General features: G+C 70.0%; 32 protein-coding genes and 4 tRNA genes. 19 read left to right on the forward strand and 17 right to left on the reverse strand.

All coding sequences use genetic code 11. The features are described from left to right. Both AC30CM_RS24215 and AC30CM_RS24220 read left to right on the forward strand, forming a co-directional pair. The coding region (locus AC30CM_RS24215) for a hypothetical protein (protein ID WP_490119463.1) at window positions 1-209 on the forward strand (209 nt) is incomplete at its 5' end. A gap of 37 nt (window positions 210-246) precedes the next feature. Next, window positions 247-915: an IF2 family translation initiation factor gene (locus tag AC30CM_RS24220; protein ID WP_490119464.1), complete on the forward strand. Its 669-nt coding sequence runs from the start codon at window positions 247-249 to the stop codon at window positions 913-915. Window positions 916-940: 25 nt separating this feature from the next. Here the strand turns inward: AC30CM_RS24220 and AC30CM_RS24225 are convergent, their stop codons facing one another. Both AC30CM_RS24225 and AC30CM_RS24230 read right to left on the reverse strand, forming a co-directional pair. Further along, window positions 941-1681, reverse strand: a complete 741-nt coding sequence (locus AC30CM_RS24225; protein ID WP_490119465.1) for an SDR family NAD(P)-dependent oxidoreductase — start codon at window positions 1679-1681, stop codon at window positions 941-943. Next, entirely contained in the window at window positions 1678-2832 is a 1155-nt protein-coding gene (locus AC30CM_RS24230; protein WP_490119466.1) for a 3-ketosteroid-9-alpha-monooxygenase, oxygenase component, read from the reverse strand. The genes AC30CM_RS24225 and AC30CM_RS24230 overlap by 4 nt, the downstream gene beginning before the upstream one ends. 115 nt (window positions 2833-2947) lie before the next feature. Between AC30CM_RS24230 and AC30CM_RS24235 the strand changes: the two genes are divergently transcribed. Continuing rightward, window positions 2948-3520 carry a TetR family transcriptional regulator gene (locus AC30CM_RS24235; RefSeq protein WP_490119467.1) on the forward strand — a complete coding sequence of 191 codons (573 nt, stop codon included), beginning with the start codon at window positions 2948-2950 and terminating at the stop codon, window positions 3518-3520. Between the two features lie 8 nt (window positions 3521-3528). Here the strand turns inward: AC30CM_RS24235 and AC30CM_RS24240 are convergent. The 3 genes from AC30CM_RS24240 to AC30CM_RS24250 form a co-directional block, all read right to left on the reverse strand. After that, window positions 3529-3602: transfer RNA gene (locus AC30CM_RS24240), tRNA-Phe, on the reverse strand. 38 nt (window positions 3603-3640) lie between these two features. Then, window positions 3641-3717 (reverse strand) — tRNA-Asp (locus AC30CM_RS24245). Between the two features lie 41 nt (window positions 3718-3758). Beyond that, window positions 3759-3831 (reverse strand) — tRNA-Glu (locus tag AC30CM_RS24250). Window positions 3832-3944: 113 nt separating this feature from the next. Between AC30CM_RS24250 and AC30CM_RS24255 the strand changes: the two genes are divergently transcribed. Next, a tRNA-Lys gene (locus tag AC30CM_RS24255) sits at window positions 3945-4020 on the forward strand. A gap of 35 nt (window positions 4021-4055) precedes the next feature. Beyond that, a complete protein-coding gene (locus AC30CM_RS24260) occupies window positions 4056-4466 on the forward strand; it encodes a hypothetical protein (RefSeq protein WP_490119468.1) in 411 nt (136 codons plus the stop codon). Between the two features lie 6 nt (window positions 4467-4472). Here the strand turns inward: AC30CM_RS24260 and AC30CM_RS24265 are convergent, their stop codons facing one another. Then, window positions 4473-5477 (reverse strand): oxygenase MpaB family protein, encoded by a 1005-nt coding sequence (locus AC30CM_RS24265; RefSeq protein ID WP_490119469.1) that lies wholly within the window; start codon window positions 5475-5477, stop codon window positions 4473-4475. A gap of 70 nt (window positions 5478-5547) precedes the next feature. Here AC30CM_RS24265 and AC30CM_RS24270 point away from each other — a divergent pair, with 70 nt between their 5' ends. After that, window positions 5548-6132, forward strand: coding sequence for a TetR/AcrR family transcriptional regulator (locus tag AC30CM_RS24270; protein WP_490119470.1), 585 nt, complete (start codon window positions 5548-5550; stop codon window positions 6130-6132). A 16-nt stretch (window positions 6133-6148) separates the two neighbouring features. On the opposite strand, the gene AC30CM_RS24275 is transcribed toward AC30CM_RS24270, so the two are convergent. Together AC30CM_RS24275 and AC30CM_RS24280 are read right to left on the reverse strand one after the other, a co-directional pair. Further along, window positions 6149-6568, reverse strand: a complete 420-nt coding sequence (locus AC30CM_RS24275; RefSeq protein ID WP_490119471.1) for a hypothetical protein — start codon at window positions 6566-6568, stop codon at window positions 6149-6151. A 127-nt stretch (window positions 6569-6695) separates the two neighbouring features. After that, window positions 6696-7160, reverse strand: coding sequence for a hypothetical protein (locus AC30CM_RS24280; protein WP_490119472.1), 465 nt, complete (start codon window positions 7158-7160; stop codon window positions 6696-6698). 242 nt (window positions 7161-7402) lie between these two features. On the opposite strand from AC30CM_RS24280, the gene AC30CM_RS24285 reads away from it, so the two are divergent. From AC30CM_RS24285 to phoU, 4 genes are all read left to right on the forward strand, one after another. After that, window positions 7403-8407, forward strand: coding sequence for an acyl-ACP desaturase (locus AC30CM_RS24285; RefSeq protein WP_490119473.1), 1005 nt, complete (start codon window positions 7403-7405; stop codon window positions 8405-8407). Next, complete coding sequence (dusB, locus tag AC30CM_RS24290; protein WP_490119494.1) at window positions 8401-9567, forward strand: tRNA dihydrouridine synthase DusB; 1167 nt, start codon at window positions 8401-8403, stop codon at window positions 9565-9567. The genes AC30CM_RS24285 and dusB overlap by 7 nt, the downstream gene beginning before the upstream one ends. Before the next feature lie 202 nt (window positions 9568-9769). Further along, a complete protein-coding gene (locus AC30CM_RS24295) occupies window positions 9770-12016 on the forward strand; it encodes an LCP family protein (RefSeq protein WP_490119474.1) in 2247 nt (748 codons plus the stop codon). Between the two features lie 79 nt (window positions 12017-12095). Beyond that, a complete protein-coding gene (phoU, locus tag AC30CM_RS24300) occupies window positions 12096-12764 on the forward strand; it encodes a phosphate signaling complex protein PhoU (protein WP_490119475.1) in 669 nt (222 codons plus the stop codon). Here phoU and AC30CM_RS24305 read toward each other — a convergent pair. Further along, window positions 12748-13275 carry a MarR family transcriptional regulator gene (locus tag AC30CM_RS24305; RefSeq protein WP_490119476.1) on the reverse strand — a complete coding sequence of 176 codons (528 nt, stop codon included), beginning with the start codon at window positions 13273-13275 and terminating at the stop codon, window positions 12748-12750. The two genes, phoU and AC30CM_RS24305, sit on opposite strands and share 17 nt — an antisense overlap. Before the next feature lie 86 nt (window positions 13276-13361). Between AC30CM_RS24305 and AC30CM_RS24310 the strand changes: the two genes are divergently transcribed. Continuing rightward, window positions 13362-14336: a quinone oxidoreductase family protein gene (locus AC30CM_RS24310; protein ID WP_490119477.1), complete on the forward strand. Its 975-nt coding sequence runs from the start codon at window positions 13362-13364 to the stop codon at window positions 14334-14336. 52 nt (window positions 14337-14388) lie between these two features. On the opposite strand, the gene pstB is transcribed toward AC30CM_RS24310, so the two are convergent. The 6 genes from pstB to AC30CM_RS24340 form a co-directional block, all read right to left on the reverse strand. Continuing rightward, on the reverse strand, window positions 14389-15165 hold the full coding sequence (gene pstB / locus AC30CM_RS24315; protein ID WP_490119478.1) for a phosphate ABC transporter ATP-binding protein PstB: 777 nt from the start codon (window positions 15163-15165) through the stop codon (window positions 14389-14391). Between the two features lie 8 nt (window positions 15166-15173). Beyond that, a complete protein-coding gene (gene pstA, locus AC30CM_RS24320; protein WP_490119479.1) occupies window positions 15174-16091 on the reverse strand; it encodes a phosphate ABC transporter permease PstA in 918 nt (305 codons plus the stop codon). Then, a complete protein-coding gene (pstC, locus tag AC30CM_RS24325; RefSeq protein WP_490119480.1) occupies window positions 16088-17143 on the reverse strand; it encodes a phosphate ABC transporter permease subunit PstC in 1056 nt (351 codons plus the stop codon). Before pstC ends, pstA begins: the two co-directional genes overlap by 4 nt. 48 nt (window positions 17144-17191) lie before the next feature. Next, window positions 17192-18319, reverse strand: a complete 1128-nt coding sequence (gene pstS / locus AC30CM_RS24330) for a phosphate ABC transporter substrate-binding protein PstS (protein WP_490119481.1) — start codon at window positions 18317-18319, stop codon at window positions 17192-17194. A 120-nt stretch (window positions 18320-18439) separates the two neighbouring features. Next, a complete protein-coding gene (gene mshD / locus AC30CM_RS24335; RefSeq protein ID WP_490119482.1) occupies window positions 18440-19327 on the reverse strand; it encodes a mycothiol synthase in 888 nt (295 codons plus the stop codon). After that, entirely contained in the window at window positions 19324-20106 is a 783-nt protein-coding gene (locus AC30CM_RS24340; protein ID WP_490119483.1) for a winged helix-turn-helix transcriptional regulator, read from the reverse strand. The genes mshD and AC30CM_RS24340 overlap by 4 nt, the downstream gene beginning before the upstream one ends. 174 nt (window positions 20107-20280) lie before the next feature. On the opposite strand from AC30CM_RS24340, the gene lmeA reads away from it, so the two are divergent. From lmeA to AC30CM_RS24380, 8 genes are all read left to right on the forward strand, one after another. After that, a complete protein-coding gene (gene lmeA, locus AC30CM_RS24345; protein WP_490119484.1) occupies window positions 20281-21096 on the forward strand; it encodes a mannan chain length control protein LmeA in 816 nt (271 codons plus the stop codon). Between the two features lie 13 nt (window positions 21097-21109). Then, entirely contained in the window at window positions 21110-21532 is a 423-nt protein-coding gene (locus AC30CM_RS24350; RefSeq protein ID WP_490119485.1) for a thioredoxin family protein, read from the forward strand. A 29-nt stretch (window positions 21533-21561) separates the two neighbouring features. After that, window positions 21562-21654 carry an Ms5788A family Cys-rich leader peptide gene (locus tag AC30CM_RS24355; RefSeq protein WP_490119486.1) on the forward strand — a complete coding sequence of 31 codons (93 nt, stop codon included), beginning with the start codon at window positions 21562-21564 and terminating at the stop codon, window positions 21652-21654. Window positions 21655-21737: 83 nt separating this feature from the next. Then, window positions 21738-22226, forward strand: coding sequence for a DUF4395 domain-containing protein (locus AC30CM_RS24360; RefSeq protein WP_490119487.1), 489 nt, complete (start codon window positions 21738-21740; stop codon window positions 22224-22226). Between the two features lie 35 nt (window positions 22227-22261). Next, window positions 22262-23095 (forward strand): sulfurtransferase, encoded by an 834-nt coding sequence (locus tag AC30CM_RS24365; RefSeq protein WP_490119488.1) that lies wholly within the window; start codon window positions 22262-22264, stop codon window positions 23093-23095. A 1-nt stretch (window position 23096) separates the two neighbouring features. After that, window positions 23097-23399: a DUF1416 domain-containing protein gene (locus AC30CM_RS24370; protein ID WP_490119489.1), complete on the forward strand. Its 303-nt coding sequence runs from the start codon at window positions 23097-23099 to the stop codon at window positions 23397-23399. Window positions 23400-23627: 228 nt separating this feature from the next. Further along, window positions 23628-24290 carry a heme-binding beta-barrel domain-containing protein gene (locus AC30CM_RS24375; RefSeq protein ID WP_490119490.1) on the forward strand — a complete coding sequence of 221 codons (663 nt, stop codon included), beginning with the start codon at window positions 23628-23630 and terminating at the stop codon, window positions 24288-24290. Beyond that, window positions 24290-24532 (forward strand): hypothetical protein, encoded by a 243-nt coding sequence (locus AC30CM_RS24380; RefSeq protein ID WP_490119491.1) that lies wholly within the window; start codon window positions 24290-24292, stop codon window positions 24530-24532. The genes AC30CM_RS24375 and AC30CM_RS24380 overlap by 1 nt, the downstream gene beginning before the upstream one ends. A 1-nt stretch (window position 24533) precedes the next feature. On the opposite strand, the gene AC30CM_RS24385 is transcribed toward AC30CM_RS24380, so the two are convergent. Both AC30CM_RS24385 and AC30CM_RS24390 read right to left on the reverse strand, forming a co-directional pair. Beyond that, entirely contained in the window at window positions 24534-25706 is a 1173-nt protein-coding gene (locus AC30CM_RS24385) for a prolyl oligopeptidase family serine peptidase (RefSeq protein ID WP_490119492.1), read from the reverse strand. Between the two features lie 284 nt (window positions 25707-25990). Beyond that, window positions 25991-26598, reverse strand: a 608-nt coding sequence (locus AC30CM_RS24390; RefSeq protein ID WP_490119493.1) for an aminotransferase class IV, incomplete at its 5' end; no start/stop codon positions are given.

Consider the following 26598-nt stretch of genomic DNA (forward strand, 5'->3'; position numbering starts at 1 on the left):
CGAGCGCCCAGGCCGAGGCCGAGGCCCGCAGGCACGAGGCCGCTGCCGACGCCGAGGAGCGTGACCGCGTCGCCGCCGCCGCCGAGGACGCCCAGGCCGCAACGGCCGAGCACGCCGCCGACGCGCGCGACGCCGCCGCACCGCGCGTGCAGGCGCAACGGTTGCGCCACGACGCCGAGGAACTGACCGAGAACTTCGATCTGCCCTGACCCGCCCCGTTACAGAACACCCCGAGGAGCGACGCGAATGAACGTCACCACCATTCCCCTGTCCGTGCTGCGCCTGCACTACCGATTGGCCCGGCTGCCCTTGCAATTCGTCGAAGACCGCATCGTCGCGCGGTGGGATGACGAAGCCCCCGTCCGGCTCGCCTACGAACGCGGCCTCGGCACGCTCGACGCCACCGTCGGCCGGCTGCTCGGCGACGCCGAGCTGGCGTCGCGCGGCACCGCACTGACCCAGCGCAGCGACATCCTGGCCCGGGCGGCCGATCTCGAGGCCCGCAGCGACGCACAGCGTGAGCGCGCCGACGAGGAGTTCCAGCGGGCCAAGACCGAAGCCGCCGAGGAGGCCAGGGCCGCCCGCCAACGGCGTGCCGACGAGGTGGCGACGGCACGCGCCGACGCCGCGCAGCGCAAGCGCCGCGCCGCCGAGAACGCGGCCGCGCGCACGGCTGCGGCCAAGAAGAACGTCGACGAGGTGGCCGCGAAGCGGATTCAGACGGTCGAGGGCGCCCGGCGTGCCGAGCAGTCGACGATCAAGGCTCGGGAGAAGGCCGAGAAGGCCGCTGCCGAGGCGCAACTCGACGATGCCAGGGACAAGGCCGGCGACGCCGCGGACAAGCGGGACACCGCCGACCGGCTCGAGGAACTGGCCGACGCCCAGCGCCGGGCGCGCAAGGCCGACGACGTGTGACGGTCTCGGCGCCGGCCGTCCGGGGTCAGCCGGCGCCCTTGCCGTTGTCCACGCGGTAGACCGCTCCGTGCACGGCGACGGCGGCGTCGCTGGCGAGGAACGCGATGACCTCGGCGACGTCGGCGGGCTGCATCAGCCCGCGGGGCGAGGCCGTCCGCATGATGAGCCCGTAGTCGGGATCGTCGGGCGCACTGAACCCTTCGACCTGCGGGGTGAGCATGCCGCCGGGGCACACCGCGTTGACCCGAAGTTGGGTGGCGGTGTATTCGACGGCCAGCGCGCGGGTCAGTCCCACCAGGCCGTGTTTCGCCGCGCAGTAGCCTGCGGAGTACGCCTGACCTTCGAGACCCGCGATCGAGGCGACGTTGACGATGTTGCCGGCGCGGGCGAGCAGGTGCGGCAGTGCGGCGCGGCAGAGGTGGAACGGTCCGTTGAGGTTCACCGCGAGATCGGCGTCCCAGTCGTCGTCGGCCAGTGTCTCGGTGCGCCGCATCTCGTGGCGCCCCGCCACGTTCACCAACACGTCCAGACCGTCGTGCCGGGCCACACACCGCTCCACGGCGTCGCGGCAGGCCTGCGGTGACGCCACGTCCACCGTCGCATACGAACCGCCGGGGACGTCGGCGAACACCTCGGCCAGCCGCTCGGCATCGCGGGCGATGCCGAACACCGTTGCGCCCCTTCGGGACAGCAGTCGCGCCGTCGCGGCGCCCAGGCCCGAGGACGCGCCGGTGACGAGTGCGACCTTGCCGTCGAGCGTCGTCATAGCGGCGTGTCGGCGAGGTTGCGCGCCACCTCGTGCTGCCAGAAGTCGTTGGCGTGCGTGGTGTCCACCTCCAGCTCGAAGCGGTCCGTCATGTCCGACGTCACGTCGGCCGCGTCGACGTAGAACTGCTCGTACCATCGCCGGTGCTGATACACCGCCCCGTCCTCTTCGGTGAGCAACGGATTCTCGATGCGGCTCTTGTGCTTCCAGATCTCGACGTCCTGCAGGAAGCCCTCGCCGAACGACGTGTTCATGGCGGAAGCGAGCTTGGCCGCGTGGTCGGCGGGCATGCCCGGAACGAGTTGAACCGCGACGCCCCACTGCAGCACGAAGGAGTCGTGCGTCACCGGGTAGTGGCAGTTGATCAGGGCGACCTCGATGGTGAAGTCGGGCGCGACGTCGTTGTGCAGCCAGTTGATCATGTAGGCCGGCCCGAAGTAGGTGGCCTCCGATCGCAGTTTCGTTCCCTCCCAGAGGCTTTCGAAGTTCCTGGTGGTGTCCGGACGAGCCTTCGACTCCATGAACTGGCTGGCCGTATGACCTTCGATGACGTTCTTGAAGTACGTCGGGTAGGCGTGGTGGATGTAGAAGAAGTGGGCCATGTCGACGTTGTTGTCCACGATCTCGCGGCAGTGCGAGCCCTCGATCAGGATCGAGTTCCACGACCAGGGCGACCAGCGACCGTCGACGTAGCCGTCGATGCTGGGCGGGAACAGGTCGGCGGTGGGTGTCGACCCCTCGGGGTCGTGCCACACCAGCAGCTGCCCGTTGACCTCGCCGGTGAGCCAGCGTCGGGTACGGGCGAGCCGCGGGGTGCGCTTGGCGTAGGGCACCAGCGAGCAGCGGCCGGTGGAACCCTGCCAGCGCCAGTCGTGGAAGGGGCACGCCACCGAGTCGCCCTTGACCGAGCCGCGGGAGAGGTCGCCGCCCATGTGCCTGCAGTAGGCGTCGAGCACCTGCAGGTCACCGGTCGCGTCGGCGAACACCACCAGCCTCGTACCGAACGCGTCGACGCCGTGGGGCTTTCCGTCGCGGAAGGCCTCGGCCAGTCCGAGGCAGTGCCAGCCGCGGGCGAAGCGGGTCATGGGCGTGCCGGTGTCGATCTCGCGGACGCCGTCGGCGTCCGAGACGCCGTTCGTTGCGACGTGCATGCCGCCTCCCCTCGTCGGTGACATCCATTTAAGCATCATCGCTTAGTTGCGCGGCCGGTTTGGGGTGGTCGACGGGCTCGTCCCCTGGGCCGACCGGCCGCTACCATCGGCGCCCATGAAGCGGGGGGATCAGGCGCGCACGGCCATCCTGGATGCCGCCGAACGGCTGATCGCCGAACGCGGGGCGCAGGTACCGCTGCGCGACATCGCGGTCGCCGCCGGGCAGCGCAACAACTCCGCGGTCAACTACCACTTCCGCAACCGCCAAGACCTGATCGACGCGGTGGTGCGGCGCCGGCTGGAGCCGATGGAGGAGGCCCGCCGCCTGATGCTCGATACCCTCGACGACGCGGCGCGCCACGACGTCCACGCGCTGCTGCGGGTGCTGGTGGTGCCGCTGACGACGGTGCAGAGCGACTGCTACGCCCAATTCCTGCGCGCCGCAGCGGTCTACCTGCCGACGGACACCGAGGGCAGCGAGGACACGGCGTGGACCGACGTGCTGAATCGATTGGCGCGGGCGGTGCCGACGGCGGACGCGGCGGCTCGGCGGCGACGGTTGATGGCGCTGGGGACGGCGATGTTCGCGCTGCTGGCGGAGTACGAGCGCACGGCCGTCGGGAGCCCCGAGGAGATCGTCACGCTGCTGGCCGCGATGCTGACCGCACCGGTACCGGAAACGGTGTGAATCCGAAGTGGCCAGGGCCGGGATCGAACCGGCGACCTTCCGCTTTTCAGGCGGACGCTCGTACCAACTGAGCTACCTGGCCGGAAGGCGGCCGGCTTCACACCAACTGCCTCGCCGTACTGGCGACCCTGACGGGACTCGAACCCGCGACCTCCGCCGTGACAGGGCGGCGCGCTAACCAACTGCGCCACAGGGCCTTGCGTTGTACTGCTCCACACCGGTGTCACCCGGTGCGTCGTACCCCCTACGGGATTCGAACCCGCGCTACCGCCTTGAAAGGGCGGCGTCCTAGGCCGCTAAACGAAGGGGGCCAAGCCGAATCTCTTCGGGGTGCTCTCCGCACTCTCGTGCGGAAGGCTTCGATAGCTTAGGTGACCGACACCCTCATCTCCAAACCGGGTCGACCAGTATCCTGATTCACCGCGCCCCTATAGCTCAGTTGGTAGAGCTACGGACTTTTAATCCGCAGGTCGTAGGTTCGAGCCCTACTGGGGGCACCACGCTCGCACCGGCTGCGCCCAACTAGGGTGGCGCCGTGCAGATCACCGGACTCTTCCTGGCCCAGCACGCCGCGATCGTCGACCGCAAGCTCGTCGTCGTGGGCGGGGTCCTCGACTGGATCGAAGCCCCGCGCACCGCCGCGGCAGGTACCGAGCTGCCCGCGGGCCAGACCGTGGCGCCGTACTACGTCGTGACGCTCATGCAGACCGAGCCGGCCGATCACCAGCAGCCCTACCCCATGACCCTCGAACTCGTCGACGCCGAGGGGACGCGCCGCGTGCTCGCCCAGGGCGACGTGGTCGTGGACGCCCGCAACGGCGAGAACCGCTTCCTGGTGACGCCCGTCGGCGTGGCGGCCGCGCAGTCGGGGCCGGTGACGGTGCACCAGACCATCGAGGGCGTCGGCAGCATGTCGTTCCCGCTGCGGATCAACGTCCTCGACTGAGAGCCGTCAGACCCGAGGGCAGTAGTGCATCGGGTTGTCGCGCTCGGATAGCGGCGGCAGGTTGCGCGCCAGGGTCTCCGGCAGGGGTGCGTCGGCGGGCAACCGACCCGTCGCCCGATCCCAGCCCGCCCGCGCCCGGGGATGCATCCGCGCCCGCTCTGGCAGCAACGCGAACACGCGGCCCACGAGACGCCCCAGCCGGCGGTGCCGCCGCTCGTCGCGCTCCGACCACGAGTAGCCCATCAGCTCCCGCACGGGCGGGTCGTAGAGGCCGACGGTGAACCACACGAAGAACCGCGCCAACAGTGGCCGCTGCAGCGCCCACACCCAGTCGGGCAGCGCGGTCAGGAACGGCGGCTTGGGCAGCTCGCGCAGATCCAGCACCGCGCGCGCGGCGAAGTTGTTCTCCAGCTCGTGGCGACACATGTGGTCCCAGTAGGCCTGGAAGTCCTCCCACGTCTCGGGCACCGGCCGCATGGAGACCCCGTACATGGCATACCAGGTCTTGTGCTCCTCGAAGAGCTGGCGCTTCTGGTCCTCGGTGATGCCACCACAGAACCGGTCGGCGACGATGAGCGTGCCGACGAAGAACGTCGAGTGCGCCCAGTAGAAGACCTCGGGGTTGAGCGCGTGATAGCGCCTGCCCTGCGCGTCGGTGCCCTTGATGGTCACGTGGTAGTCGCGCACCTCGGCGCCGGTGCGCGGCGCCCGGTCGGTGTCGAACACGACGCCGCCGATCGGGTACAGCGAGCGCAGCAGCCGCGGCCATCGCTCGGTGAAGAACGTGGAGTGTTCCTCGACGGCCGCACCGAGCTGGGGGTGCATGTTCTGCATCGAGCCCGCCCAGGGGCCCTGCAGCATGCCGCGCCAGTCACCGAAGTACTTCCACGTCAGCGAGTCGGGCCCCAGCGGCGCGGGCGGCGCGACGTACCCGCCGGGACCCACGGGGCAGCCCGCCGCCACCGTGGCGTCGCTGGTGACGGGGCAGGCTGGGGACGTATCTTGTGTCACTGGCGGAATCTCCCGAGCAGTCGGAGCAATTCTGACTACGTGCGTTGTCACCCGTGAGCTTAGGAGGCATGTGACGTCCGGTCAACGACGAAGCCAGTGGTCCGGCGTCCCCCTGGGCGACCGGCAGGTGCTGCGTCGGGACAAGTTGGTGGCCGCAGGCGTCGAATTGCTCGGCGGCCCCACGGGCCCGGCGCTGACCGTCCGCGCGGTGTGCCGCGCCGCAGGCCTGACCGAGCGCTACTTCTACGAGAGCTTCGCCGATCGCGACGAATTCGTCCGCGCGGTCTACGACCACGTGTGCACGGCCGCGATGGCCACGCTCACGTCGTCGACGACGCCGCGCGACGCCGTGGAACGCTTCGTCACCCTGATGGTCGACGACCCCGCACGCGGGCGCGTGCTGCTGATCGCGCCCGAACGCGAGCCCGTCCTGGCCCGTTCGGGCGCGGAGTGGATGCCGAGCTTCATCGAGCTGCTGCAGCGCAAGCTGACGCGCATCACCGATCCCGCCGTGCAGGCGATGGCCGCAACCGGGTTGGTGGGCGCACTGACGGCGCTGTTCACCGCCTACCTGGGCGGCAGACTCGCGACCACCCGGGAGCAGTTCATCGACTATTGCGTCGAGATGCTGCTGCACCGGGCGTCCACGAGCTGACGGCCGAGCTGACGGACTACTGGTCCGGGGTGCTGACGGCTTCCAGTTCCTGCTGCTGCTGCGCTGCGGCCTCTTCCTCGGCGGCCTTGGCCGTCCGGCCCTCGGGGCTGGCGAGCGAGTTGCCGGGCTTGGTGGCGGAGGCGACGCCGGCATTGCAGTTCAAGTAGAACTGCACGGTGCCCGAGACCTTCGAACCGTCGACGGCGCTGGTGAACGGCGCGTTCTGCGAGCGGGTCACCAGGCAGTCGTCCTGGGCCTCTTTGTCACCGACGCGAGCCGCCACGACGACCGTCAGGCCGCTGTCGCTCGCCGCCGACGAGGCGTCGGCATACGTCTTGCCGGCATAGTCGTCGGCCGCCGCGACGCCGGTGCCCAGCACCGCCGAGATCGCGAACGCACCGAGTGCGCCCGAACCGATGACAGTGAGCTTCTTCACGTTCGCCTCATTTACCCATCGTCGTTACAGCTCCAACTCGTGCAGGGATGCTACCGCCCCGCGCACGTCCGCGCTGAGGTAGTTCGACGACTGGCGGGAACGCTCCGGAGCGGGGCGTGACGAGCGATTACTCGCCGGCGGTCTGCGCTCCGGCCGCCTCGAGCTGGTCGGCTTCGGCCTGCTGCTGGGCGGCCCGCTGCTGGGCCTCCTGCTGCTGCTTTGCTGCGAGATCCGCTTCGTACATCTTGCGACCCTCGGGGCTCTGCAGCGAGAAGCCCGGCCAGTTGGCGGTGCCGTACTTGGCGTAGCAATTCAGGTTCACGTTCATCACCGATCCACGGGAGTCGCCGAACCCGTCGATGCTCGCCGCCGGCTGGGCGCTGGTGACGATGCAGTCGTTCCAGTCCTTACGGTCTCCGACCGTGGTGGTGACCTGAGCCGACATGCCGCGCTGGCTGAGCGCTGCCTTCGCGTCGGCGAACGTCTGCCCGACGACGGCGTCGTCGGCGTGCGCGGCGCCCGCTCCCAGCAACGCCGTGACCACCGCCGCGGCGCCGATCGACGTGGCACCAAAAATCGTGGCCCTCTTCACGTTGCCGCAACCTCTCGTCGTTACCAGGTGAACCCGTGCTTTTGCTGGACGACTGGCGTCCAGCACGGATGCTACCGCGTTGCGTGTCGGTGCGAGGCCTCCCGTGCAACACCCGTCACACTGGGGTCACGACGCTTGAATGTCACCGGAGTACACAGATATATTGACTGCAACCAACGGGTACAGATAATTCGGGTCCGGTCACCGCCGACCGCAACCGACACGAGAGGACCAGTGCGCCAATGTCGACCGATATGAGCGACATCCAGCTGCTACGCGAGCTGGAACCCGTCGTCGAAGAGAACATCAACCGGCACCTGCGGATGCGCAAGGACTGGAACCCGCACGACTACATCCCGTGGTCCGACGGCAAGAACTTCTACGCCCTGGGCGGCAAGGAGTGGAGCCCCGAGGAGTCCAAGCTCTCCGAGGTGGCGCAGACCGCCATGGTGCAGAACCTCCTCACCGAGGACAACCTGCCCGCCTACCACCGCGAGATCGCGATGAACTTCACCATGGACGGCCCCTGGGGCTGGTGGGTGAACCGCTGGACCGCCGAGGAGAACCGGCACGGCATCGCACTGCGCGACTACCTGCTGGTGACCCGCGCCATCGACCCCGTCGAGCTGGAGACCCTGCGCATGGAGCAGGTCACCCGCGGCTTCTCCCCCGGCCAGAACCAGCAGGGCGACCTGTTCGCCGAGAGCATCTTCGACTCGGTCATCTACGTGACCTTCCAGGAGCTGGCCACCCGCGTCTCGCACCGCAACACCGGCAAGGCCTGCGAGGAGACCATCGCCGACCAGCTCCTCGGACGCATCTCCGCCGACGAGAACCTGCACATGATCTTCTACCGCGACATCTCGGCCGCCGGCCTGGACGCGGCCCCCAACCAGGCCATGACGTCGCTGCACCGCGTGCTGCGCAACTTCAAGATGCCCGGATACACGGTGCCCGAGTTCCGCCGCAAGGCCGTGATCATCGCCGTCGGCGGGGTGTACGACCCCCGCATCCACCTCGACGACGTCGTGATGCCGGTGCTGAAGAAGTGGCGCATCTTCGAGCGCGACGACTTCACCGGCGAGGCTGCCCGGCTGCGCGACGACCTGGGCGTGCTGGTCGAGGAACTCGAGGAGGCCTGCGTCAAGTTCGAGTCCGCCAAGGAGCGGCGCCTCGAACGCGAACGCAAGGTCGCCGAGAAGAAGGCCATGAAGAACCTGCTGGTCAGCACCTCGTCGTCATCGTGACGCAGACTCTCGGAACGGCCCGGTCCCTGCGGATCGGGCCCTTCGCGTTGCGCAGCCCGGTCGTGCTCGCACCCATGGCGGGGGTCACGAACGTCGCGTTCCGCACGCTGTGCCGCGAATTGGAACTGGAGCGCGAGGGCACCGTCAGCGGCCTCTACGTCTGCGAAATGGTCACCGCCCGCGCCCTCGTGGAACGCCATCCCGTCACGATGCACATGACGACGTTCGCGCCCGAGGAGTCGCCGCGGTCGCTGCAGCTCTACACCGTCGACCCGGCGAACACCTACGCGGCGGCCAAGATGATCGTCGACGAGAACCTCGCCGACCACATCGACATGAACTTCGGCTGCCCCGTGCCCAAGGTGACGCGTCGCGGCGGCGGCGCCGCGCTGCCCTACAAGCGTCGACTGTTCGGCCAGATCGTCGCCGCCGCCGTGCGCGCCACGGAGGGCACCGACATCCCGGTGACCGTGAAGTTCCGGGTGGGCATCGACGACCAGCACCACACCCACCTCGACGCCGGCCGCATCGCCGCCCAGGAGGGTGCGGCGGCCGTCGCGCTGCACGCCCGCACGGCCTCGCAGCGCTACTCGGGCACGGCCGACTGGAGCCAGATCGCCGCGCTCAAGGAACACGTCACCGACGTGCCGGTGCTCGGCAACGGCGACATCTTCGACGCTCAGGACGCGCTCGCCATGATGGCGGCGACCGGCTGCGACGGCGTGGTGATCGGCCGCGGCTGCCTGGGCCGGCCGTGGCTGTTCGCCGAGTTGTCCGCGGCCTTCGGGGGCCGCCAGATCAAGACGCCGCCGACGCTCGGGGAGGTGACCCGCATCATCCGCCGCCACGGCGAGCTGCTGGCCGCGCACTTCGGCGAGGACAAGGGCATGCGCGACATCCGCAAACACGTCGCGTGGTACCTGCACGGCTTCCCCGCGGGGGCCGACCTGCGCCGCGGCCTGGCCCTGGTCAAGACGCTCTCCGAACTCGACGACCTGCTCGGCAGGCTCGATCCGGACGTCCCGTTCCCGCGGGCGGCCGAGGGGCCACGCGGCAGGCAGGGCTCGGCGGGGTCGGTGTCCCTGCCGGAAGGTTGGCTCGACGACCCCGACGACTGCACGGTGCCCGCGGGCGCCGACGTCATGCACTCGGGGGGCTGATCCGCGGGTTCGAGACCGTGTCGAGATTGCCCCGATACCCCACTGTCACGCTCGCCGACTGGCTTGCCTTCCCCATTGCTCAGTACAGTGTTGGTTCAAAGCAATCGGGCGTCGCGCTGCGACGCCAACGACGTGCGCCCACCCGGCGGGTCGCACACGATCGGAATGCTGTGCCGCGGGCGCAGCCGGAGGCCTTCTGGACATGAGTGACGGTGACGACGCCGCTCGTGGACGTGGGCGCCCGACACAGCCCGACGGCGACGGTCGGGACGTCGATCACTGGCTTACCCGATCCACCAAGCCGGCACCAGGCGCCGCGCCGTGGGAGCGCATGACGGGTTCGCAACACCCCGTCGACCACACAGACCACCCCGAGCACACCGCGGGCGCTGAGGGCGCTGGGGGCGCTCAGGGCGCTGGGGGCGCCGACGACTCCGGGGCCGATCCGGCCGCCGCGGTCCCGGCAGGCAATCACACCGACGGCGTCACGGTCGCCGACCTCATCGCCAAGCTGGCGCGTTCCGAGGCCGCCGACCAGACCGCCCAGGCCGCCAAGGCCCTCGCAAGCCCGGACCGGCCCCGCCGCAGGCGCAGCCGTGAGCCCGAACCCGAGACCCCCGCCGACGAGACCCCCTCCGACGAGACCCCCGCCGACGTCGACCCCGTCGGCCCCGATCCCATCACGTGGCACTTCCTCGCCGCTCGCGGCGGGGACTCGGCCGCCGAGTCACCGGCAGCCGACCCGACGTACGACCCTCGCACCGACGTGCTGCCCGCACTGCCTGCGCACGCGTCGGAGCTGCCCGTGCTCACCGGAACGCCGCGCGGCGCCGACGCCTCGGATCAGACGACCGTGCTGCCCGCCGTCCGCGCCCGCCGCAGCCGCCGGTCGGCCATGGCGGTGGGCCGCGTCGCCGCCGCGCTCATCGCGATCGTGGCGCTGGCATCCACGGGCGCGGCCTGGCAGTGGCAGTCGTCGAAGAACCGCAGCCTGAACAAGGTCGCCGCGCTCGACCTGAACTCGCGCGACATCCTGGACCCCAACGCCCAGTTCGGCGACGAGAACTTCCTCATCGTCGGCACCGACAGCCGCATCGGCGTCAACAGCGACGTGGGCGCGGGCACCACCGACGACGCCGCCGGCGCGCGCTCGGACACGGTGATGCTGGTGAACATCCCCGCCAACCGCAAGCGCGTGGTCGCGGTGTCGTTCCCCCGCGACCTGTCCATCACCCCCATCAAGTGCGAACCGTGGGATCCGAGCACCGGCAAGTACGGCCCCATCACCGATCCCGAATCGCCGATGTACGGCCTCGACGAGGCGTACACCGAGACCAAGCTGAACTCGGCGTACGCCGTCGGCGGACCCAAGTGTCTGGTCAAGGTCATCCAGAAGATGTCGGGCCTGTCGATCAACCGGTTCATGGCCGTCGACTTCGCGGGCTTCCAGACCATGGTCGACGCGCTGGGCGGCGTCGAGGTGTGCAGCACCACCCCGCTGGAGGACTACGAGCTGGGCACCGTCCTGCCGAATGCCGGCAGGCAGATCATCGACGGGCACACCGCGCTGCAGTACGTCCGGGCGCGGCAGGTGACCACCGAGACCAACGGCGACTACGGCCGCATCAAACGCCAACAGCTGTTCCTGTCGTCGCTGTTGCGCTCGTTGATCAGCAAGGACACGTTCTTCTCGCTCAACAAGCTCAACAACGTCGTCAACATGTTCATCGCCGACAGCTACGTCGACAACATCCAGACCAAGGACCTCGTCGACCTCGGCCAGTCGATCCAGGGCGTCAACGCCGGGCGCATCTCGTTCATCACGGTGCCCACCGTCGGATACGCCGACCAGTACGGCAACGAGGTCCCCCGCACCGACGACATGCGCGCCCTGTTCGACGCGATCATCAACGACGATCCGCTGCCCGAGGAGCGCAACGCCGACAACACCCCGGTGCCCGAGACCCCCACCAACGGTGCCGCTCCCACCAACGGTGCCGCCCCCACCACCTCCGACGCCCACGGCGGCGAGATGGTCGACGCCGTCACCACCGACCCCAGCGCGGTCACCGTGCGGGTGTCGAACTCCACGGGCGAGAACGGGCTGGCAGCGACGGCCGCCAGCGCGCTGCAGCAGCACGGTTTCAAGGTCGTCGATCCCGACGACTACCCCGGGCCGCTCGACTCCACCACGGTGTTCTTCTCCGCGGGCAACGAGGAGGCGGCCGCGACCGTCGCATCGTCGTTCAAGAACCCGACCATCGAACGGGTCTCGGGGATGGGCAACGAGATTCGCGTGGTGCTGGGCTCGGACTTCTCCGCGGTGGCCGCGCCGTCGCCCAGCGGCTCGCCGGTACAGGTGCGCGTGGTGAAGGACACCAAGAGCGAACCGACGCAATTGCCAGAAGACCTCAACGTCACCAACGCCGCCGACACCAGCTGTGAGTGATTGGACGCCCGTCCCATTCATCGTCCGTTCACCTGCGACATCGTGACGTTTGGCCCGCTCAGACCGTAGGCTTGCCCGCATGCGTACCGTGTACCAGGAGCAATTGGCCACGCTGTCCGATCAGCTGGGCGAGATGTGCGGCCTTGCCGGAGTCGCGATGGAGCGCGCCACCCAGGCTCTGCTGCAGGCCGACCTGGTGCTCGCCGAGCAGGTCATCACCGACCACGAGCAAATCACCGCGCTGAGCGCGCGCGCCGAGGAGGCCGCGTTCGTGCTGCTGGCCCTGCAGGCACCGGTGGCCGGGGACTTGCGCGCGATCGTCAGCTCGATCCAGATCGTCGCCGACATCGACCGCATGGGCGCGTTGGCGCTGCACGTCGCCAAGATCGCCCGTCGTCGTCACCCGCAGCACGCGCTGCCCGAGGAGGTCAACGGCTACTTCGCCGAAATGGGCCGCGTGGCAGTCGAACTGGGCCACAGCGCCCGAGAGGTGCTGCAGACCCACGACCCGGAGAAGGCCGCGCGCATCCGCGACGAAGACGACGCGATGGACGACCTGCACCGCCACCTGTTCAACGTCCTGATGGACCGGGAGTGGAAGCACGGCGTGACGGCCGCGGTCGACGTGACGCTGCTGAGCCGCTTCTACGAGCGCTTCGCCGACCACGCGGTCGAGGTGGCACGCCGGGTCATCTTCCAGGTCACCGGCGCGTTGCCCGCCGACGAGGAGTTCAGCTCGCCCCGCTAGCGCGGTCCGGGGGGCGCAGGCGCACGCCGTCCTTGCCCGCCGCCAACAGGTCGCGCAGCACCCGTGCGAGCACGTCGAGTTCGTGCTGGTCATAGCGGCGCAGGAAGTCCGCCAGCCCGGCCGCCATCTCGGCGTGCAGCTGGCGGTGGGCGGCCGCCACCAGCTCACCGTCGGGTGTGAGCGACAGTTCGACCTCCTTGCGGTTGTCCGGCAGCGGCGTACGCGCCACCAGTCCGGCCGCGACCAGGCGGTGCACGTGTTTGGACACCGTGCCCTTGAGTTGGCCTGCGCGCGTGGCCAGGCCGACGACGCTCACCGGCCCCTCGGCGATGGCGGCCAACAGGTGCAGCGACAGCGTCGGCAGCGTCCGCAGCGCGTCGTGCAGTCGGCGCGGGGTGAGCCCCACCATGAAGTCGCGCTCGGCGTCACCGTCGTCGTCGCCGTCGAACTTGTCGCCGACGGCGCTCACCAGTCGGTCGATGTCCGCGATCAGCGCCGCTTTGGTTTTCACAGAAACCATATTGCCACCGCGACGATCCGTGCGTAGATTGTTTCCATAGAAACCGTATTGATGGAAACCAACCTGGAGGAGTCGACATGCGGGCAGCCGTCGTCCACGAATGGGGTGCCACCCCGGCCTACGAAGAGCACCCCGAACCGCAACCCCGCGACGGTGCCGTCGTCGCCGCCGTCGAGGCGTCCCCACTGACCAACCTGACCCGCGCGTTGGTGTCCGGAAAGCACTACGCCAGCAAGGAGATCCCGCTACCCGCCATCCCTGGCTTCGACGGCGTCGTGCGCCTCGACGACGGCCGCCGCCTCTACGCCGTCGGCCTCCCCGGCCACGGAATGATGGCCGAACGCACGCTCGTGCACCCCGACTCGGCGTTCCCCGTGCCCGACGGCGTCGACTCCGTGACCGCCGCCGCCATCCCCAACCCGGGCATGTCGGCGTGGATGGCACTGGAGTTCGGTGCCGCGGTGAAGCCCGGGGACCACGTGCTGGTGCTCGGCGCCACCGGTGTCACGGGCGCCACCGCCGTGCAACTGGCCGCCAAGCGCTTCGGCGCCGGCCGCGTCGTGGTGGCCGGCCGGGACGCGGCGCGCCTCGACTGGTTGCGCGGCGTCGGCGCCGACGATGCGATCTCGATGCGCGACGACGACGTGGCCGCACGCGTCACCGAGATGCACGCCCGGCGACCGTTCGACGCCGTGCTCGACTACCTGTGGGGCGAGCCCGCCCAGCGCACGCTGCAGGCGCTGGCCGACAGTCACCCGTCGACGCACTACCACGCGACGCGCTGGGTGCAGATCGGCTCCATGACCGGCAACACCATCGACCTCCCCGCCGGCATCCTGCGCGGAACGGGAATCACGTTGTCCGGCATCGGGATCGGCAGCGTGCCCCCGGAGGTGATGACACGCGCCCGCACCGAGGCGCTGCCCGAACTGCTCGCCATGCTCGCCGACGGCCGGCTGCAACTCACCACCCAGACCCGCCCCCTGGCCGACGTCGCCGCCGCGTGGACGACGCCGGAACCCTCGGGCACGCGCACCGTGCTGGTCCCCTGAGCGATTTCGGCGCGCTTTCGTTCGCTACGCGAACGTCAGCGCGCCGAAATCGCTAGCCGAAGCGGCCGGAGATGTAGTCCTCGGTCGCCTTCTGCGTGGGGTTGGAGAAGATCTTCTCGGTGTCGTCGATCTCGATCAGCCTGCCCGGCTTGCCGGTGGCCTCGAGGTTGAAGAACGCCGTCTGGTCGCTCACGCGGGCGGCCTGCTGCATGTTGTGCGTGACGATCACGATCGTGAAGTCCTGCTTCAACTCCGAGATCAGGTCCTCGATCGCCAGCGTCGAGATCGGGTCCAGCGCCGAGCACGGCTCGTCCATCAGCAGCACGTCGGGCTGCACCGCGATGGCCCGCGCGATGCACAGGCGCTGCTGCTGACCGCCGGAGAGCCCACCGCCGGGCTTGTCGAGGCGGTCCTTGACCTCGTTCCACAGGTTGGCGCCCTTGAGCGACCGCTCGGCGACGTCGTCGAGGGTCTTCTTGTTGCGCACGCCCTGCAGCTTCAGCCCCGCCACCACGTTGTCGCGAATGCTCATGGTGGGAAACGGGTTCGGCCGCTGGAACACCATGCCGATGGTCTTGCGGACGCCCACCGGGTCGACGCCCGCGCCGTAGATGTCGTCGCCGTCGAGCAGCACCGATCCCTCGACACGGGCGCCGGGGATCACCTCGTGCATGCGGTTCAGCGTGCGCAGCACCGTGGACTTGCCGCAGCCCGACGGCCCGATGAAGGCGGTGACGCTGCGCGGCTCCACCGACAGGCTGACGCCCGCGACCGCATGGAAGGAGCCGTAGTAGATGTTGACGTCCTTGAGATCCAGGCGCTTGGCCATGGTTGCTCCTAAACCTTCTTGGGTGCGAAGAACTTGGCGACCAGACGGGCCGCGACGTTGAGGATGGCGATGAGCAGGATCAGCGTCAGCGCCGCGCCCCAGAGCCGGTCGGTGGGGACGGGGTTGGCGCCGGCACCGGCCGAGATCTGGTCGTACATCATGCCGGGCAGCGACCCCATGAACCCGCCGAACATGTCGAAGTTCATGGCCTGGGCGTACCCCACCAGGATGAGCAACGGCGCCGTCTCCCCCATCACGCGTGCCAGCGCCAGCATGACGCCGGTGACGATGCCCGACAGCGCCGTGGGGATGACGATGCGGACGATCGTCTTCCACTTCGGCACGCCGAGGGCATAACTGGCCTCGCGCAGATCCATCGGCACGATGCGCAGCATCTCCTCGGTCGCGCGCACGATCACCGGGATCATCAGCAGCACCAGCGCCAGCGACACCGCGAAACCCGATCGCTCGAAGCCCAGCGTCGCGACCCACAGCGCGTAGATGAACAGCGCGGCGACGATCGAGGGCACGCCGGTCAGGATGTCCACCATGAACGTGGTCAGCCGGCCCAGCCGCGTCCCACCGCCGTACTCCACCAGGTAGACCGCCACCAAGACGCCGATGGGGATCGAGATGATCGAGCACACCAGGCCCTGGAGCACCGTGCCGACGATGGCGTGGTAGACGCCGCCGCCCGCGGCGAACGCCGTCATGCCGGACTGCGAATTGGTGAACCAGGTGGGTGAGACGATGGCGCTGAAACCCTTGGTGATCACGGAGTACAGCACCCACAGCAGCGGGACCAGCGCCACCAGCACCGACAGCGAGACCAGTACGGTCGCCGCGTTGTTGGTCAGCTGCCGCCGCGCGCCGACGCCCTGGAAGGTCGACTGCTTGACGGGGCGGTCCAGGGTCGGTGAACTCATGACTTGCCCTTCCCTGCCACGGCGGCGCGTGCCAGCGAGTTCACCACGAACGTCAGGATGAACAGCACCAGGCCCGCGGCGATGTAGGCGCCCGCCTTGTATTGGTCGTTGAACTCACTCGCCGTCGCGGCGATCTTGCTGGCGAAGGTGTAACCGCCGTCGAACAGCGTCCAACTGAACGCCGTCTGGGTGCCACGCAGGATGATCAGCAGGGCGATGGTCTCTCCCAGCGCGCGCCCGAGGCCCAGCATGGCGCCCGAGACGTAGCCCGACATGCCGAACGGCAGCACGGTGGTCCGCACTACCTCCCAGCGGGTGGCGCCGAGCGCCAGCGCCGCCTCGATCTGTCCGCGCGGGGTCTGGATGAACACCTCGCGGGTGACCGCCGTGATGATCGGCAGGATCATCACGGCGAGCACGATGCCCGCCGTGAAGATCGTGCCCCCGCCGGCCACCGACGCGTTGCCCGTCTTGAACAGGAACAGCCAACCGAGGTTCTCGTTCAGGAACGTCGCGAACGGCCGCAGTACGGGGGCCAGCACGTACAGGCCCCACACGCCGTAGACGATCGAGGGCACCGCGGCCAGCAGGTCCACCATGTACGCGAGTGGACCTGCCAGCCTGCGGGGTGAGTACTGCGTGAGGAAGATGGCGATGCCGAGGGCCACCGGCATCGCCAGCACCAGCGCGAACAGCGAGACGAACACCGTCACCTGGAGCAGGTCGAGGATGCCGAAGTGCATCGCCGACGTGTCGGTGGTGATCCAGTTGCCGCCGTAGGTGAAGAAGTTCTCCTCGTTGCGCGCCAACGCCGGGATGGCGCGCCACAGCAGGAAGACGCCGATCGCGCCGATCAGCACGACGATGAAGATGCCGGCGCCCTCGGAGAGACCGCGGAAGATGCGATCACCCATCCGGATCCGGCCACCCCGGTTCGGGTTGGTCGAGATGGGGTCGGGTTCGCCGAAGGGCGAAGCCAAGGTTTCGCCCGACCCTGCGCCCGTCGGATGTGGTGTCGTCACGTCGATCCCGTCAGAGACCTTGTCGGTCATTCGGTCAGGCCCTCATCTTCGTCTCGTCAGCCGCGTCGTGCCAGCGGACTAGGCAATCGCGTCGATGGAGGTGAGCAACCGCTGCTTGAACGCGTCGGGCAGCGGCACGTAGCCGGCGGCGCCCAGGTTGGCCTGGCCCTGATTGGCCGCCACCGTCAGGAACGACTTGACCGCGGCGGCGGTGTCGGCGTCGTAGCCCTTCGAGCAGACGATCTCGTAGGTGGCCAGGACCAGCGGGTAGGCGCCGGCCTCCTTCGTGCCGTACAGCGAGTTCAGGTCCAGTGCCAGGTCGTTGCCCTCGGCGGCGAACTTCGCGGCGTCGATGGCCTTCTTGGCCGAGTCGTCGGTGAGTTCGACGGCACCGGCGCCGCTGTCGATCTGCGCCATCTTCAGACCGGCCTGATCGGCGAAGCCCTTCTCCACGTAGCCGATGGCACCGGGGGTGGCCTGCACGGCCTGCACGACGCCGGAGGACTTCTGCGCGCCCTCGCCTGCGCCGCCCTGGAACTCGCTGCCCGCGCCCTTGGTCCAGGCCTGCGGCGCCGCGGCACCGAGGTACTTCTGGAAGTTGTCGGTGGTGCCCGAGGAGTCGGAGCGGTAGACCGGCGTGATCGCGGTGTCGGGCAGCGTGGCGCCCGAGTTCAGCGCGGCGATCGCGGGATCGTTCCACTTGGTGATCTGGCCCTGGAAGATCTTGGCCAGCACGTCGCCGTTGACGACGAGCTTGTCGACGCCCTCGACGTTGTAGGCCATCGCGACCGGGCCGAAGACCAGCGGCAGGTTCCATGCCGGGTTGCCGCCGCAACGCTGGGCGGCGGCGGCGACCTGGTCGCCCGACAGCGCCGAGTCGGAGCCCGCGAAGTCGACCTGCTTGGCGATGAACTGCTGGCGGCCCGCGCCCGAGCCGGTGGGGTTGTACGAGAGGTTCTTGCCGGAGCAGGCCTGCCCCCACGCCTTGTTGAACTCGGCGATGGCGTTCTGCTGGGCCGTCGAGCCCTCGGCCGTCAGTGCGGCCTTGCCACCGCACTCCGCCGGCGACGCCGAGGCTCCGGCTGCGGACGAGGACGACGACGAACCCGAGTTGTTGTCGCTGCCGCAGGCGGTCAGCAGCAGGGCGGTGGCGGCGGTCATCGAGAGCGCCGCGCCCACACCCTTGCCAATGCGATTGAGCTTCACTGATCCCACTTTCGGTTGACGGTCTCAAACCCTCCGGCAACGTATGCGGCCCTGGTTGACGGCTCGCGGATGCAAGGTGAACGAACCGTGAACAGCCTCAGCGACTTCACAGCCCAGGGGCTAACGGGAGGCGTACGCCACGTCCACGCCGACCACGGAGAAGTCCAAGCGTCGGTACGTCTTGACGGCCTGCGCGTTGTTCGCCTCGACGTAGAGCATGACGGTCGCCGCCGACCCCAGCACGTCACCCAGATGGTGTATGCCGACGAGCGTCAGGTAGGCGCCCAGACCGCGGCCCTGCGCGGCCGGGTCGACGCCGACGACGTACACCTCGCCGAGTTCCTCGGAGTGCCGCTTGGTCCAGTGGAAGCCCAGCAGGCGGCCGCTGTCGCCGTCGAACGCGAGGAACAGCCCGCGGGGGTCGAACCATGCCTCGGCGCGCCGCTCGGCGACGTCGGCCTCGGTCCAGCCGCCCTGCTCGGGATGCCACGAGAACGCGGCATTGTTCACGCGCAGCAGCTCGGCGTCGTCGTCGGGGCCGGCGTAGGTGCGCAGCACCACGCCCGGCACGTCCGGGATCGGCGGCAGGTCCGCCAGCGGCCTGCTCATCTGCCACAGCTCCCGCACGCTGCGCAATCGGAGCGCCGCGGCCAGCCCCTGAGCCGCCCCGAGGCTTCCGTGGGCCCACACCCGCGTCGACGGGCCGCCCTCGGCGAGCGCGGCGCGGACCAGTGCGGCGCCGGTGCCGCGTCGACGCGCGGCGGGGGCGACGACGACCTCCGCCATCGGCGGCGCGTCCTGCTCCGGATCGGCGGGCGCGAGGTTGAGGTAGCCGACCAGCTCGTGGTCCGCATCCGCAGCGACGAGATGGCGGGTGCGCCCGTGTGCCAGCTCCCGCAGCACCCCGTCGCCCACCGGGGCCACGCCGTCGGCGGTGCGGGCCTCGGCCACCAGCTGGCGCACCCGATCCTGCTCGGTGTCCGACAGCGCGTCGCGCCAGGCGATCACTGCGCGTGCATGGGGTCGGAGAAGTCGTCGGCCTCCCCGACGTCCTCGAAGTCCTCGGCACCCTCGGCGTCGTCGTCGCCGGCCAGCTCGATCCCCGGTGCGGTCCTGCCGCGGGCCGGGCGCACGGCCTTGTAACCCACGTTGCGCACGGTGCCGATCAACGACTCGTATTCGGGCCCCAGCTTGGCGCGCAGCCGCCGGACGTGCACGTCGACGGTGCGGGTGCCGCCGAAGAAGTCATAACCCCACACCTCTTGGAGCAGCTGGGCCCGGGTGAACACCCGCCCCGCGTGCTGCGCCAGGTACTTCAACAGTTCGAATTCCTTGTAGGTCAAGTCCAGCGGCTTGCCGCGCAGCCGCGCGGTGTAGGTGCCCTCATCGATCACCAACTCGCCCAGGTGCACCTTGCCGACGGACTCCTGGTCGGCCGCGCCGCCACGACGGCCGACCAGCAGCCGCAACCGGGCGTCGATCTCGGCGGGGCCCGTGGTGGGTAGCAGGATCTCGTCGAGCCCCCATTCGACGTTGACCGCCACCAGCCCCCCCTCGTTGACCACGGCGACGACGGGCACCGAGGTGCCCGTGCTGCCCAGGAGGCGGCACAGTCCGCGCGCGGCCGCCAAGTCGGTGCGCGCATCGACGATCGCGACGTCCGCGGTCCCCGCCTCCAGCAGCGAGGACACCTCGGTGGGCGCCGAGCGCACGGTGTGCGGCAGCAGGGCTAGTGAGGGCAGGACGGACTCGGGGTGCGGGTCGACGGTCAGTAGCAATAGATCCAACGGGTCCTCCAACATGCCCCTGGCAACCGCGGTGCGGCCGGGTCGGCGGCGACGACGACACCTCGGTCACAGCCCAGATTCACGGCCGACACGCGGCCGTTACGGGCCGGCGATCGTCCCACGATAGCGTGCCACCTGCCCTTTAGCCGCGCTGAGCGGAGACCGCCGCGGCCCATGGGCCAGAATGACCGGGTGCGCAGGCTGCTGATCGGGCTCGTCGCGACCGTCACGTCGCTGGTCGTGGCCGTCGTCGGCGTCGACTTCGGCAGCGCCATCTACGCCGAGTACCGCTGGGCGCGCAGCATCCGTACCGCCAATGACCTGGCCTTCGACCCGTGGGTGGGCATCCTCGGCTTCCCGTTCGTGCGGCAGGCCGCCGATCACCACTTCCGCGAGGTCGAGGTGCGCGCGCAGGGCGTGCCGCATCCGGTGGTGGGGAAGGTCTCACTCGAGGCCACCATGCACGACGTCGACGTGGCGGCGACGTCGTGGCTGGTGCGGCCCGACGCGGTGCTGCCGGTCGGCAAGCTGGAGAGCCGCATCATCGTCGACTCCACGCACCTGGGCCGCTACATGGGCATCAAGGACCTGCTCGTCGAGGCGCCCTCCCGGGAGACCAACGACGCCACCGGCGGCACCACGGAGTCCGGCATCTCCGACAGCAAGGGCCTCGTCTTCACCGGGACGCCGACGGCGTCGGGTTTTCGCGAGAAGGTGAGCATCGCGGTGGACCTCAGCATCGTCGGGGACGACCAGACCACCGTCGTGCTGACCCCGCGCGCGGTGCTCACCGGCCCGAACACCGCCGACACCGAGGTGCCCGAGGCGTCGCGCGGGGCGGTGTTCGACGCGTTCCGGGCCACGCTGCCCGGGATGCGGTTGCCGTTCGGCATCGCCCCCACCAGCGGCGGCGCCCGCGGGTCGGACATCATCGTGGAGGGCATCGCCGACGGCGTCACCGTGCCGCTGGACGGGCTCGACGCGCGATGAGCAGACTGGACCCATGAGTTCGTCGGTCGTGGTCGTCGTGGTGGTGCTGGTGGCCGCGCTGGGGGTGGCCTACGTCGTGGGCAAGCTGCTGACGCTGCGCAAGGGCATGATCCGCGACGCGGCCAAGGCCGCCGACGTCGACACCTCGGACCTGGGGCTGTCACGTACCGGACCGACCGTGCTGCACTTCACCGCGCCGTGGTGCGGGCCGTGCGCGGCCGTGCGGCGCGTCATCGAGCAGGTGTGCGCGGACCTGCCCGCGGTCAGCCACGTGGAGATCGACATCGACGCCAATCCGGAGGCGGCGAAACGGCTTTCGGTGATGTCGCTGCCCACGACCATCGTGTTCGGCGCCGACGGGCGCCCCCGCTTCCGCATCAACGACGTGCCGAAGGCCGCTGACCTGCGCTCTGCGCTGGAACCGCTGTTGGCCTGACGGGGCCGCCTTTGGGTAAGCTCTTGGGCGTGTCAGCCCGCCTCGAGCCCACGCTCACCAAGCGCCGCACGGTCGATCTGTGCCGCGTCGCGGGTTGTTGCTGTTGTTGTCGTAGCTGCTGAGTAGCGCGCGTCGCGAACGTGCCGCACTCCGAGCAGCGCCCCGTGGCGTGCCCACGATCCCCGACGACAGCAGGAGTTCTCCCGTGCACAACCAAGATCTCACCCACGCCCGCGTCGGCCGCGCACCGGATCAGGTCGACGTCCGCGGCCCCCGATTCACCGCGTGGGTGACCACCGCCGTCCTCGTCGCCGCCGTCGCGGTGTCCGCCGTCAGCAGTGCCGTAGCGGCCCTCCTGCTCGCTGCGCAGGCGGTGGTCTTCGCGGTCGGCGCCGTGGCCGGACCGCGCAGGCATCCCTACGGCCGGGTGTTCGCCGCCGTCGTCGCCCCGCGGTTGGGGCCGGTCACCGAGCGTGAGCCCGTGCCGCCGCTGAGGTTCGCCCAGGCCGTCGGCCTCGTCTTCGCCGTGGCGGGGACGGCCGGGTTCGCCCTCGGCGTGCCCGCCCTCGGCCTGGGCGCGAGCGCGTTGGCCATCGTCGCCGCCTTCCTCAACGCCGCCTTCGGCATCTGCCTGGGCTGCCAGCTGTACCCGCTCGCCGCCCGCCTGCGGCGCGTGGCCGCACCATCGTCCTGACCGTGTAAACCCAAGCAATCGAAAGGAATTCGTCCATGGCACGTTCCGACGTCCTGGTCTCCGCCGAGTGGGCCGAGAACAATCTCGACGCCCCCAAGACCGTCTTCGTCGAGGTCGACGAGGACACCAGCGCCTACGAGGACGGGCACATCGCCGGCGCCGTCCGCCTGGACTGGAAGACCGAACTCCAGGATCAGGTCAAGCGCGACTTCGTCGACCAGCAGCAGTTCTCCAAGCTGCTGTCGGACAAGGGCATCGCCAACGACGACACCGTGATCCTCTACGGCGGCAACAACAACTGGTTCGCCGCTTACGCCTACTGGTACTTCAAGCTCTACGGCCACGAGGACGTCAAGCTGCTCGACGGCGGCCGCAAGAAGTGGGAACTCGACGGTCGCCCGCTGACCACCGAGGTGCCCCAACGGGCGGCCACGTCGTACACGGCCGCGGCCCCGAACAACGACATCCGCGCCTTCCGCGACGAGGTCATCGCCGCCATCGGCGAGAAGAACCTGGTCGACGTGCGCTCCCCCGACGAGTTCTCCGGCAAGATCCTCGCCCCCGCGCACCTGCCGCAGGAGCAGAGCCAACGCGCCGGCCACATCCCCAGCGCCATCAACGTGCCCTGGAGCAAGGCCGCCAACGAGGACGGCACCTTCAAGTCCGACGAGGACCTCGCCAAGCTCTATGCCGAGGCCGGCCTCGACGGCACCAAGGAGACCATCGCCTACTGCCGCATCGGGGAGCGCTCGTCGCACACCTGGTTCGTGCTGCAGGAGCTGTTGGGCCACCAGAACGTCAAGAACTACGACGGTAGTTGGACGGAATACGGCTCCCTGGTGGGGGCCCCGATCGAGTTGGGAAAGTGATATGTGCTCAGCCCCCAAGCAAGGACTGACGTTGCCCGCGGGCGTCGACCTGGAGAAGGAGACGGTCATCACCGGCCGTGTCGTCGACGGGTCGGGCCAGACGGTCGGCGGCGCGTTCGTCCGTCTGCTGGACGCCAGCGACGAGTTCACGGCCGAGGTCGTGGCGTCGGCGACCGGTGACTTCCGCTTCTTCGCCGCCCCCGGAACGTGGACGCTGCGCGCGCTGTCGAAGGTCGGCAACGGCGACGTCACCGTGGCCCCCTCGGGCGCGGGCATCCACGAGGTCGACGTCAAGGTCGCCTGAGTCCGACGCTGCCGGGTTTCGCCCCGCGAGCGTGCGGATCCGCACGGCAATACGCCGTCGGAGTGACATTTCCCGCACGCTCGCAGGGCGGACCCGTGCGGTCGGACGTCGACCGACGTCTTAGACTGACACCGTGGTCCTGTTCTTCGAGATCCTCCTGGTCGTGGCCGTCGTGGTGATCACGTGGTTCGCGGTCTACGCGCTGTACCGGCTGATCACCGACGAGGCGTGACCTCCGAGTCGTCGCCGGGCGGTGTGACGCCCGGATCCGGTGATCGTGCGGTCGCTGCGGCGGCGGCGCGCGCCAAGGAGACCGCGGCGCGCAACGTGCCGGCCTTCGCCGACCTTCCCGTGCCCGCCGATACCGCCAACCTGCGGGAGGGTGTGCACTTCAACGACGCGCTGCTGGCCCTGCTGCCGCTGGTCGGAGTGTGGCGCGGCGAGGGCGAGGGCCGCGGCGACGACGGCGACTATCACTTCGGCCAGCAGATCGTGGTGTCTCACGACGGGGGCGAATACCTCAACTGGGAATCGCGGTCGTGGCGGTTGTCCGCCGACGGCGACTACCTCGGCCCGGACCTGCGCGAGACCGGCTACTGGCGCTTCGTGAACGACCCCGCCGATCCCGCCGAGACGCAGGCCATCGAGGTCATGCTGGCGCACTCCGCCGGGTTCGTCGAACTCTTCTACGGGACGCCGCTGAACCAGGCGTCGTGGGAGCTGGCCACCGACGCCCTCGCGCGCAGCAAGTCGGGCGTGCTGGTCGGCGGCGCGAAGCGGTTGTACGGCATCGTCGAGGGCGGTGACCTCGCCTACGTCGAGGAGCGCGTCGACGCCGACGGCGGTCTGGTGCCGCACCTGTCGGCGCGGCTGGCCCGGTTCATCGGCTAGTGCGCCGACTCCTGCTCGCGGCCGCGGCGGCCACCCTGATGGCCGGCTGCGCGTCCACGCCGACGCCGCAGCCAGATCCCACCCCGGCCCCCTCGGGCCACGGCTCGTACGCCGAATGCCTCGCGCACCACGGTGTCGCCACTCCCCCGGCCGGACCGGGCGCACCCGCCGGCGTCGACGAGCAGACCTGGACGCAGGCCCGCCAGGCCTGCGCGGAGTTCGCGCCGGGACCCGCCGCCTGACTCAGGCGAAGATGCGCGCCAGGAACGGCGTGGAGTCCGCCATCGACGCCAGCACCGTGCCCCCGTGGTCCTCGTCGGGATAGACGTGCAGTTCGACGGGCTGACCCTGCGCACGCATGGCGTCGGCGAGCCGCAGCGACGACGTCGGCGGGACGTCGCGGTCCTGCATGCCGACGCCCAGGAAGACCGGTCGGTCGTAGCCACTCGTCGGGATGCCCATGTAGTTCGCCAGCGCCGCGTCGACGCCGGGCAGCGATGCCAGCGGCGCGCCGAAGAAGTCCCGGGGCGACTCGTCCTGCAGCGCGGTGTCGAGACTGGCCAGACACATCGTCGCGGCGTCGTCGGCGGCCTTCCTGCCTGCGGGGCTCAGCACCGAGTTCACGTCGAGGTCGGGGCGGGCGTCGCGGAAGGCGGCCAGGATGTAGGCGGAGTAGGCGTTGGCCTTGGACCCGAGGCCGGGTGGCAGCGTCATGTCGGGTCCGGCCTTGGCCACCAGCTCCTCGATGAACGCGGGGGTGCCGGTGGCCACGGCGCCGCGGTAGTCCAGCCCCGTGCCGGCGCTGAACTGCGTGGCATAGCGCGCGGCCGCGACGGCGCCGGCCCCGCCCTGGGACTGTCCGACGACGGCCCAGCGAGGCGACAGGGGGACGTCGAGGTGGTGGGCGGCCACCACGGAGTCGACGATGCCGTGCGCGGTGGTGACCGTGCCGAGGTAGCTCATCAACCCCGGCGTGCCCAGCCCGGTGTAGTCGCTGGCGACCACCGCGTAACCCTGATCGAGCCAGTGGTCGAGGTATTCGACGTCACGGTCGCTGCGGGGGTGCGCCGACGGCGTGCAGTCGTCGCCGAGGCCGACGGTCCCGTGCGCCCAGGCGACGACGGGCCACCCGCCCTCGGGGGCGACCCCGGCGGGGACGAACACGGCGGCGGTGCTGACGGCGGGCTGGTCGCGCACGTTGGTGGTGGCGTAGAGGATCCGGTAGGCGGCCGCCGCCGAGGGCAGGCTCAGCGCGGGGGCCAGCGGGACGTCGTCGACGAGGCCGCCGGGAGCCGGGATCCTGCCGGCGTAGGTGCCGGCGTCCAGGCCGGACCAGTCGGGCGCGGCGGCCACGGCGGGCGGTGCGGCGACGAGGGCCAGCAGGGCGGTCAGGACGAGCAGGACGATTCGACGCACGGGTCGACCCTACTGAGTCGATCCTGCTGAAGAACGGAAGCGGCCCCCGAGCCGTGGTTCCCTGGTCGGACGGACCGGGGGGCTCGGGGGCCGGGTGACTGCCGGGAATTCGCCAGCGCGCGCAGTGTCTCGCTGCACTCGGGACGCGTACGTCCCAGCCACGAATACCCTGGTGCTGCTAGCGGGCAGCCACCTCACATGTCCTTTGGTGAATCAATTTGTCGGACCACCTCCTTCCCTGTGTACGAGCGACCGTACTCCCGAATCCAGAGGCCGACAACCGATTATCCGATCGCGGCGGCCACCAGCGCCGACACGTCGGCGTCCTGGGGGGCCGCGGCCAACCCCACACCGTCGAGCGTGTGCACGCGCGCGGCCAGCGTCACGCTCGACAGCAACCAAACACCTTGTGCCGCACGCAGGTCGGCCACCGTCAGCCAGCCATGCTCGCAGCGCCAGCCGGCACGCGACGCCGCGTCGTACAGGGCGTCCACCGTGGTTCCGGGTAGCACGGGCGCCGCGGGCGGCGGTGTCAGCAGGACGCCCGGCTCCGGCGAGATCACCACCGAGGCGCGCGCGCCCTCGAGGACGAAGCCGTCCGACGACACCAGCACGGCGTCGGCCGCGCCGCACGCGGCGGCGTACCGCTGGGCGGCGGTGAACAGCGCGTAGGAAACCGACTTCACGCTCGACAGCGACCACGGCGGCACCGGCGCGTCCCGCGCCGGCAGCCCCCGATCGACGGTCACCGCGGCCACACCGTCGCGACGGGCGGCGCCGACGCGCTGGGGTACCGCCGACAGCGTGACGAACCCGGCGACCGCGTCGCCGCCGCGGCGGCCGTAGAGCAGCCGCAGCATGCCCTCGGCGTCGGTCCAGCCGGTCAGGGCCG

It is taken from the genome of Mycobacterium sp. DHQP2018-32-09 (assembly GCF_058148405.1).

Excerpts from the sequence above, each read along its gene's own strand:
- AC30CM_RS24220 (WP_490119464.1), top strand. The coding sequence starts at position 247 with ATGAACGTCACCACCATTCCCCTGTCCGTGCTGCGCCTGCACTACCGA.
- AC30CM_RS24225 (WP_490119465.1), bottom strand. The coding sequence starts at position 1,681 with ATGACGACGCTCGACGGCAAGGTCGCACTCGTCACCGGCGCGTCCTCG.
- AC30CM_RS24230 (WP_490119466.1), bottom strand. The coding sequence starts at position 2,832 with ATGCACGTCGCAACGAACGGCGTCTCGGACGCCGACGGCGTCCGCGAG.
- AC30CM_RS24235 (WP_490119467.1), top strand. The coding sequence starts at position 2,948 with ATGAAGCGGGGGGATCAGGCGCGCACGGCCATCCTGGATGCCGCCGAA.
- AC30CM_RS24285 (WP_490119473.1), top strand. The coding sequence starts at position 7,403 with ATGTCGACCGATATGAGCGACATCCAGCTGCTACGCGAGCTGGAACCC.
- AC30CM_RS24295 (WP_490119474.1), top strand. The coding sequence starts at position 9,770 with ATGAGTGACGGTGACGACGCCGCTCGTGGACGTGGGCGCCCGACACAG.
- phoU (WP_490119475.1), top strand. The coding sequence starts at position 12,096 with ATGCGTACCGTGTACCAGGAGCAATTGGCCACGCTGTCCGATCAGCTG.
- AC30CM_RS24310 (WP_490119477.1), top strand. The coding sequence starts at position 13,362 with ATGCGGGCAGCCGTCGTCCACGAATGGGGTGCCACCCCGGCCTACGAA.
- pstB (WP_490119478.1), bottom strand. The coding sequence starts at position 15,165 with ATGGCCAAGCGCCTGGATCTCAAGGACGTCAACATCTACTACGGCTCC.
- pstA (WP_490119479.1), bottom strand. The coding sequence starts at position 16,091 with ATGAGTTCACCGACCCTGGACCGCCCCGTCAAGCAGTCGACCTTCCAG.
- pstC (WP_490119480.1), bottom strand. The coding sequence starts at position 17,143 with ATGACCGACAAGGTCTCTGACGGGATCGACGTGACGACACCACATCCG.
- lmeA (WP_490119484.1), top strand. The coding sequence starts at position 20,281 with ATGGGCCAGAATGACCGGGTGCGCAGGCTGCTGATCGGGCTCGTCGCG.
- AC30CM_RS24350 (WP_490119485.1), top strand. The coding sequence starts at position 21,110 with ATGAGTTCGTCGGTCGTGGTCGTCGTGGTGGTGCTGGTGGCCGCGCTG.
- AC30CM_RS24365 (WP_490119488.1), top strand. The coding sequence starts at position 22,262 with ATGGCACGTTCCGACGTCCTGGTCTCCGCCGAGTGGGCCGAGAACAAT.
- AC30CM_RS24370 (WP_490119489.1), top strand. The coding sequence starts at position 23,097 with ATGTGCTCAGCCCCCAAGCAAGGACTGACGTTGCCCGCGGGCGTCGAC.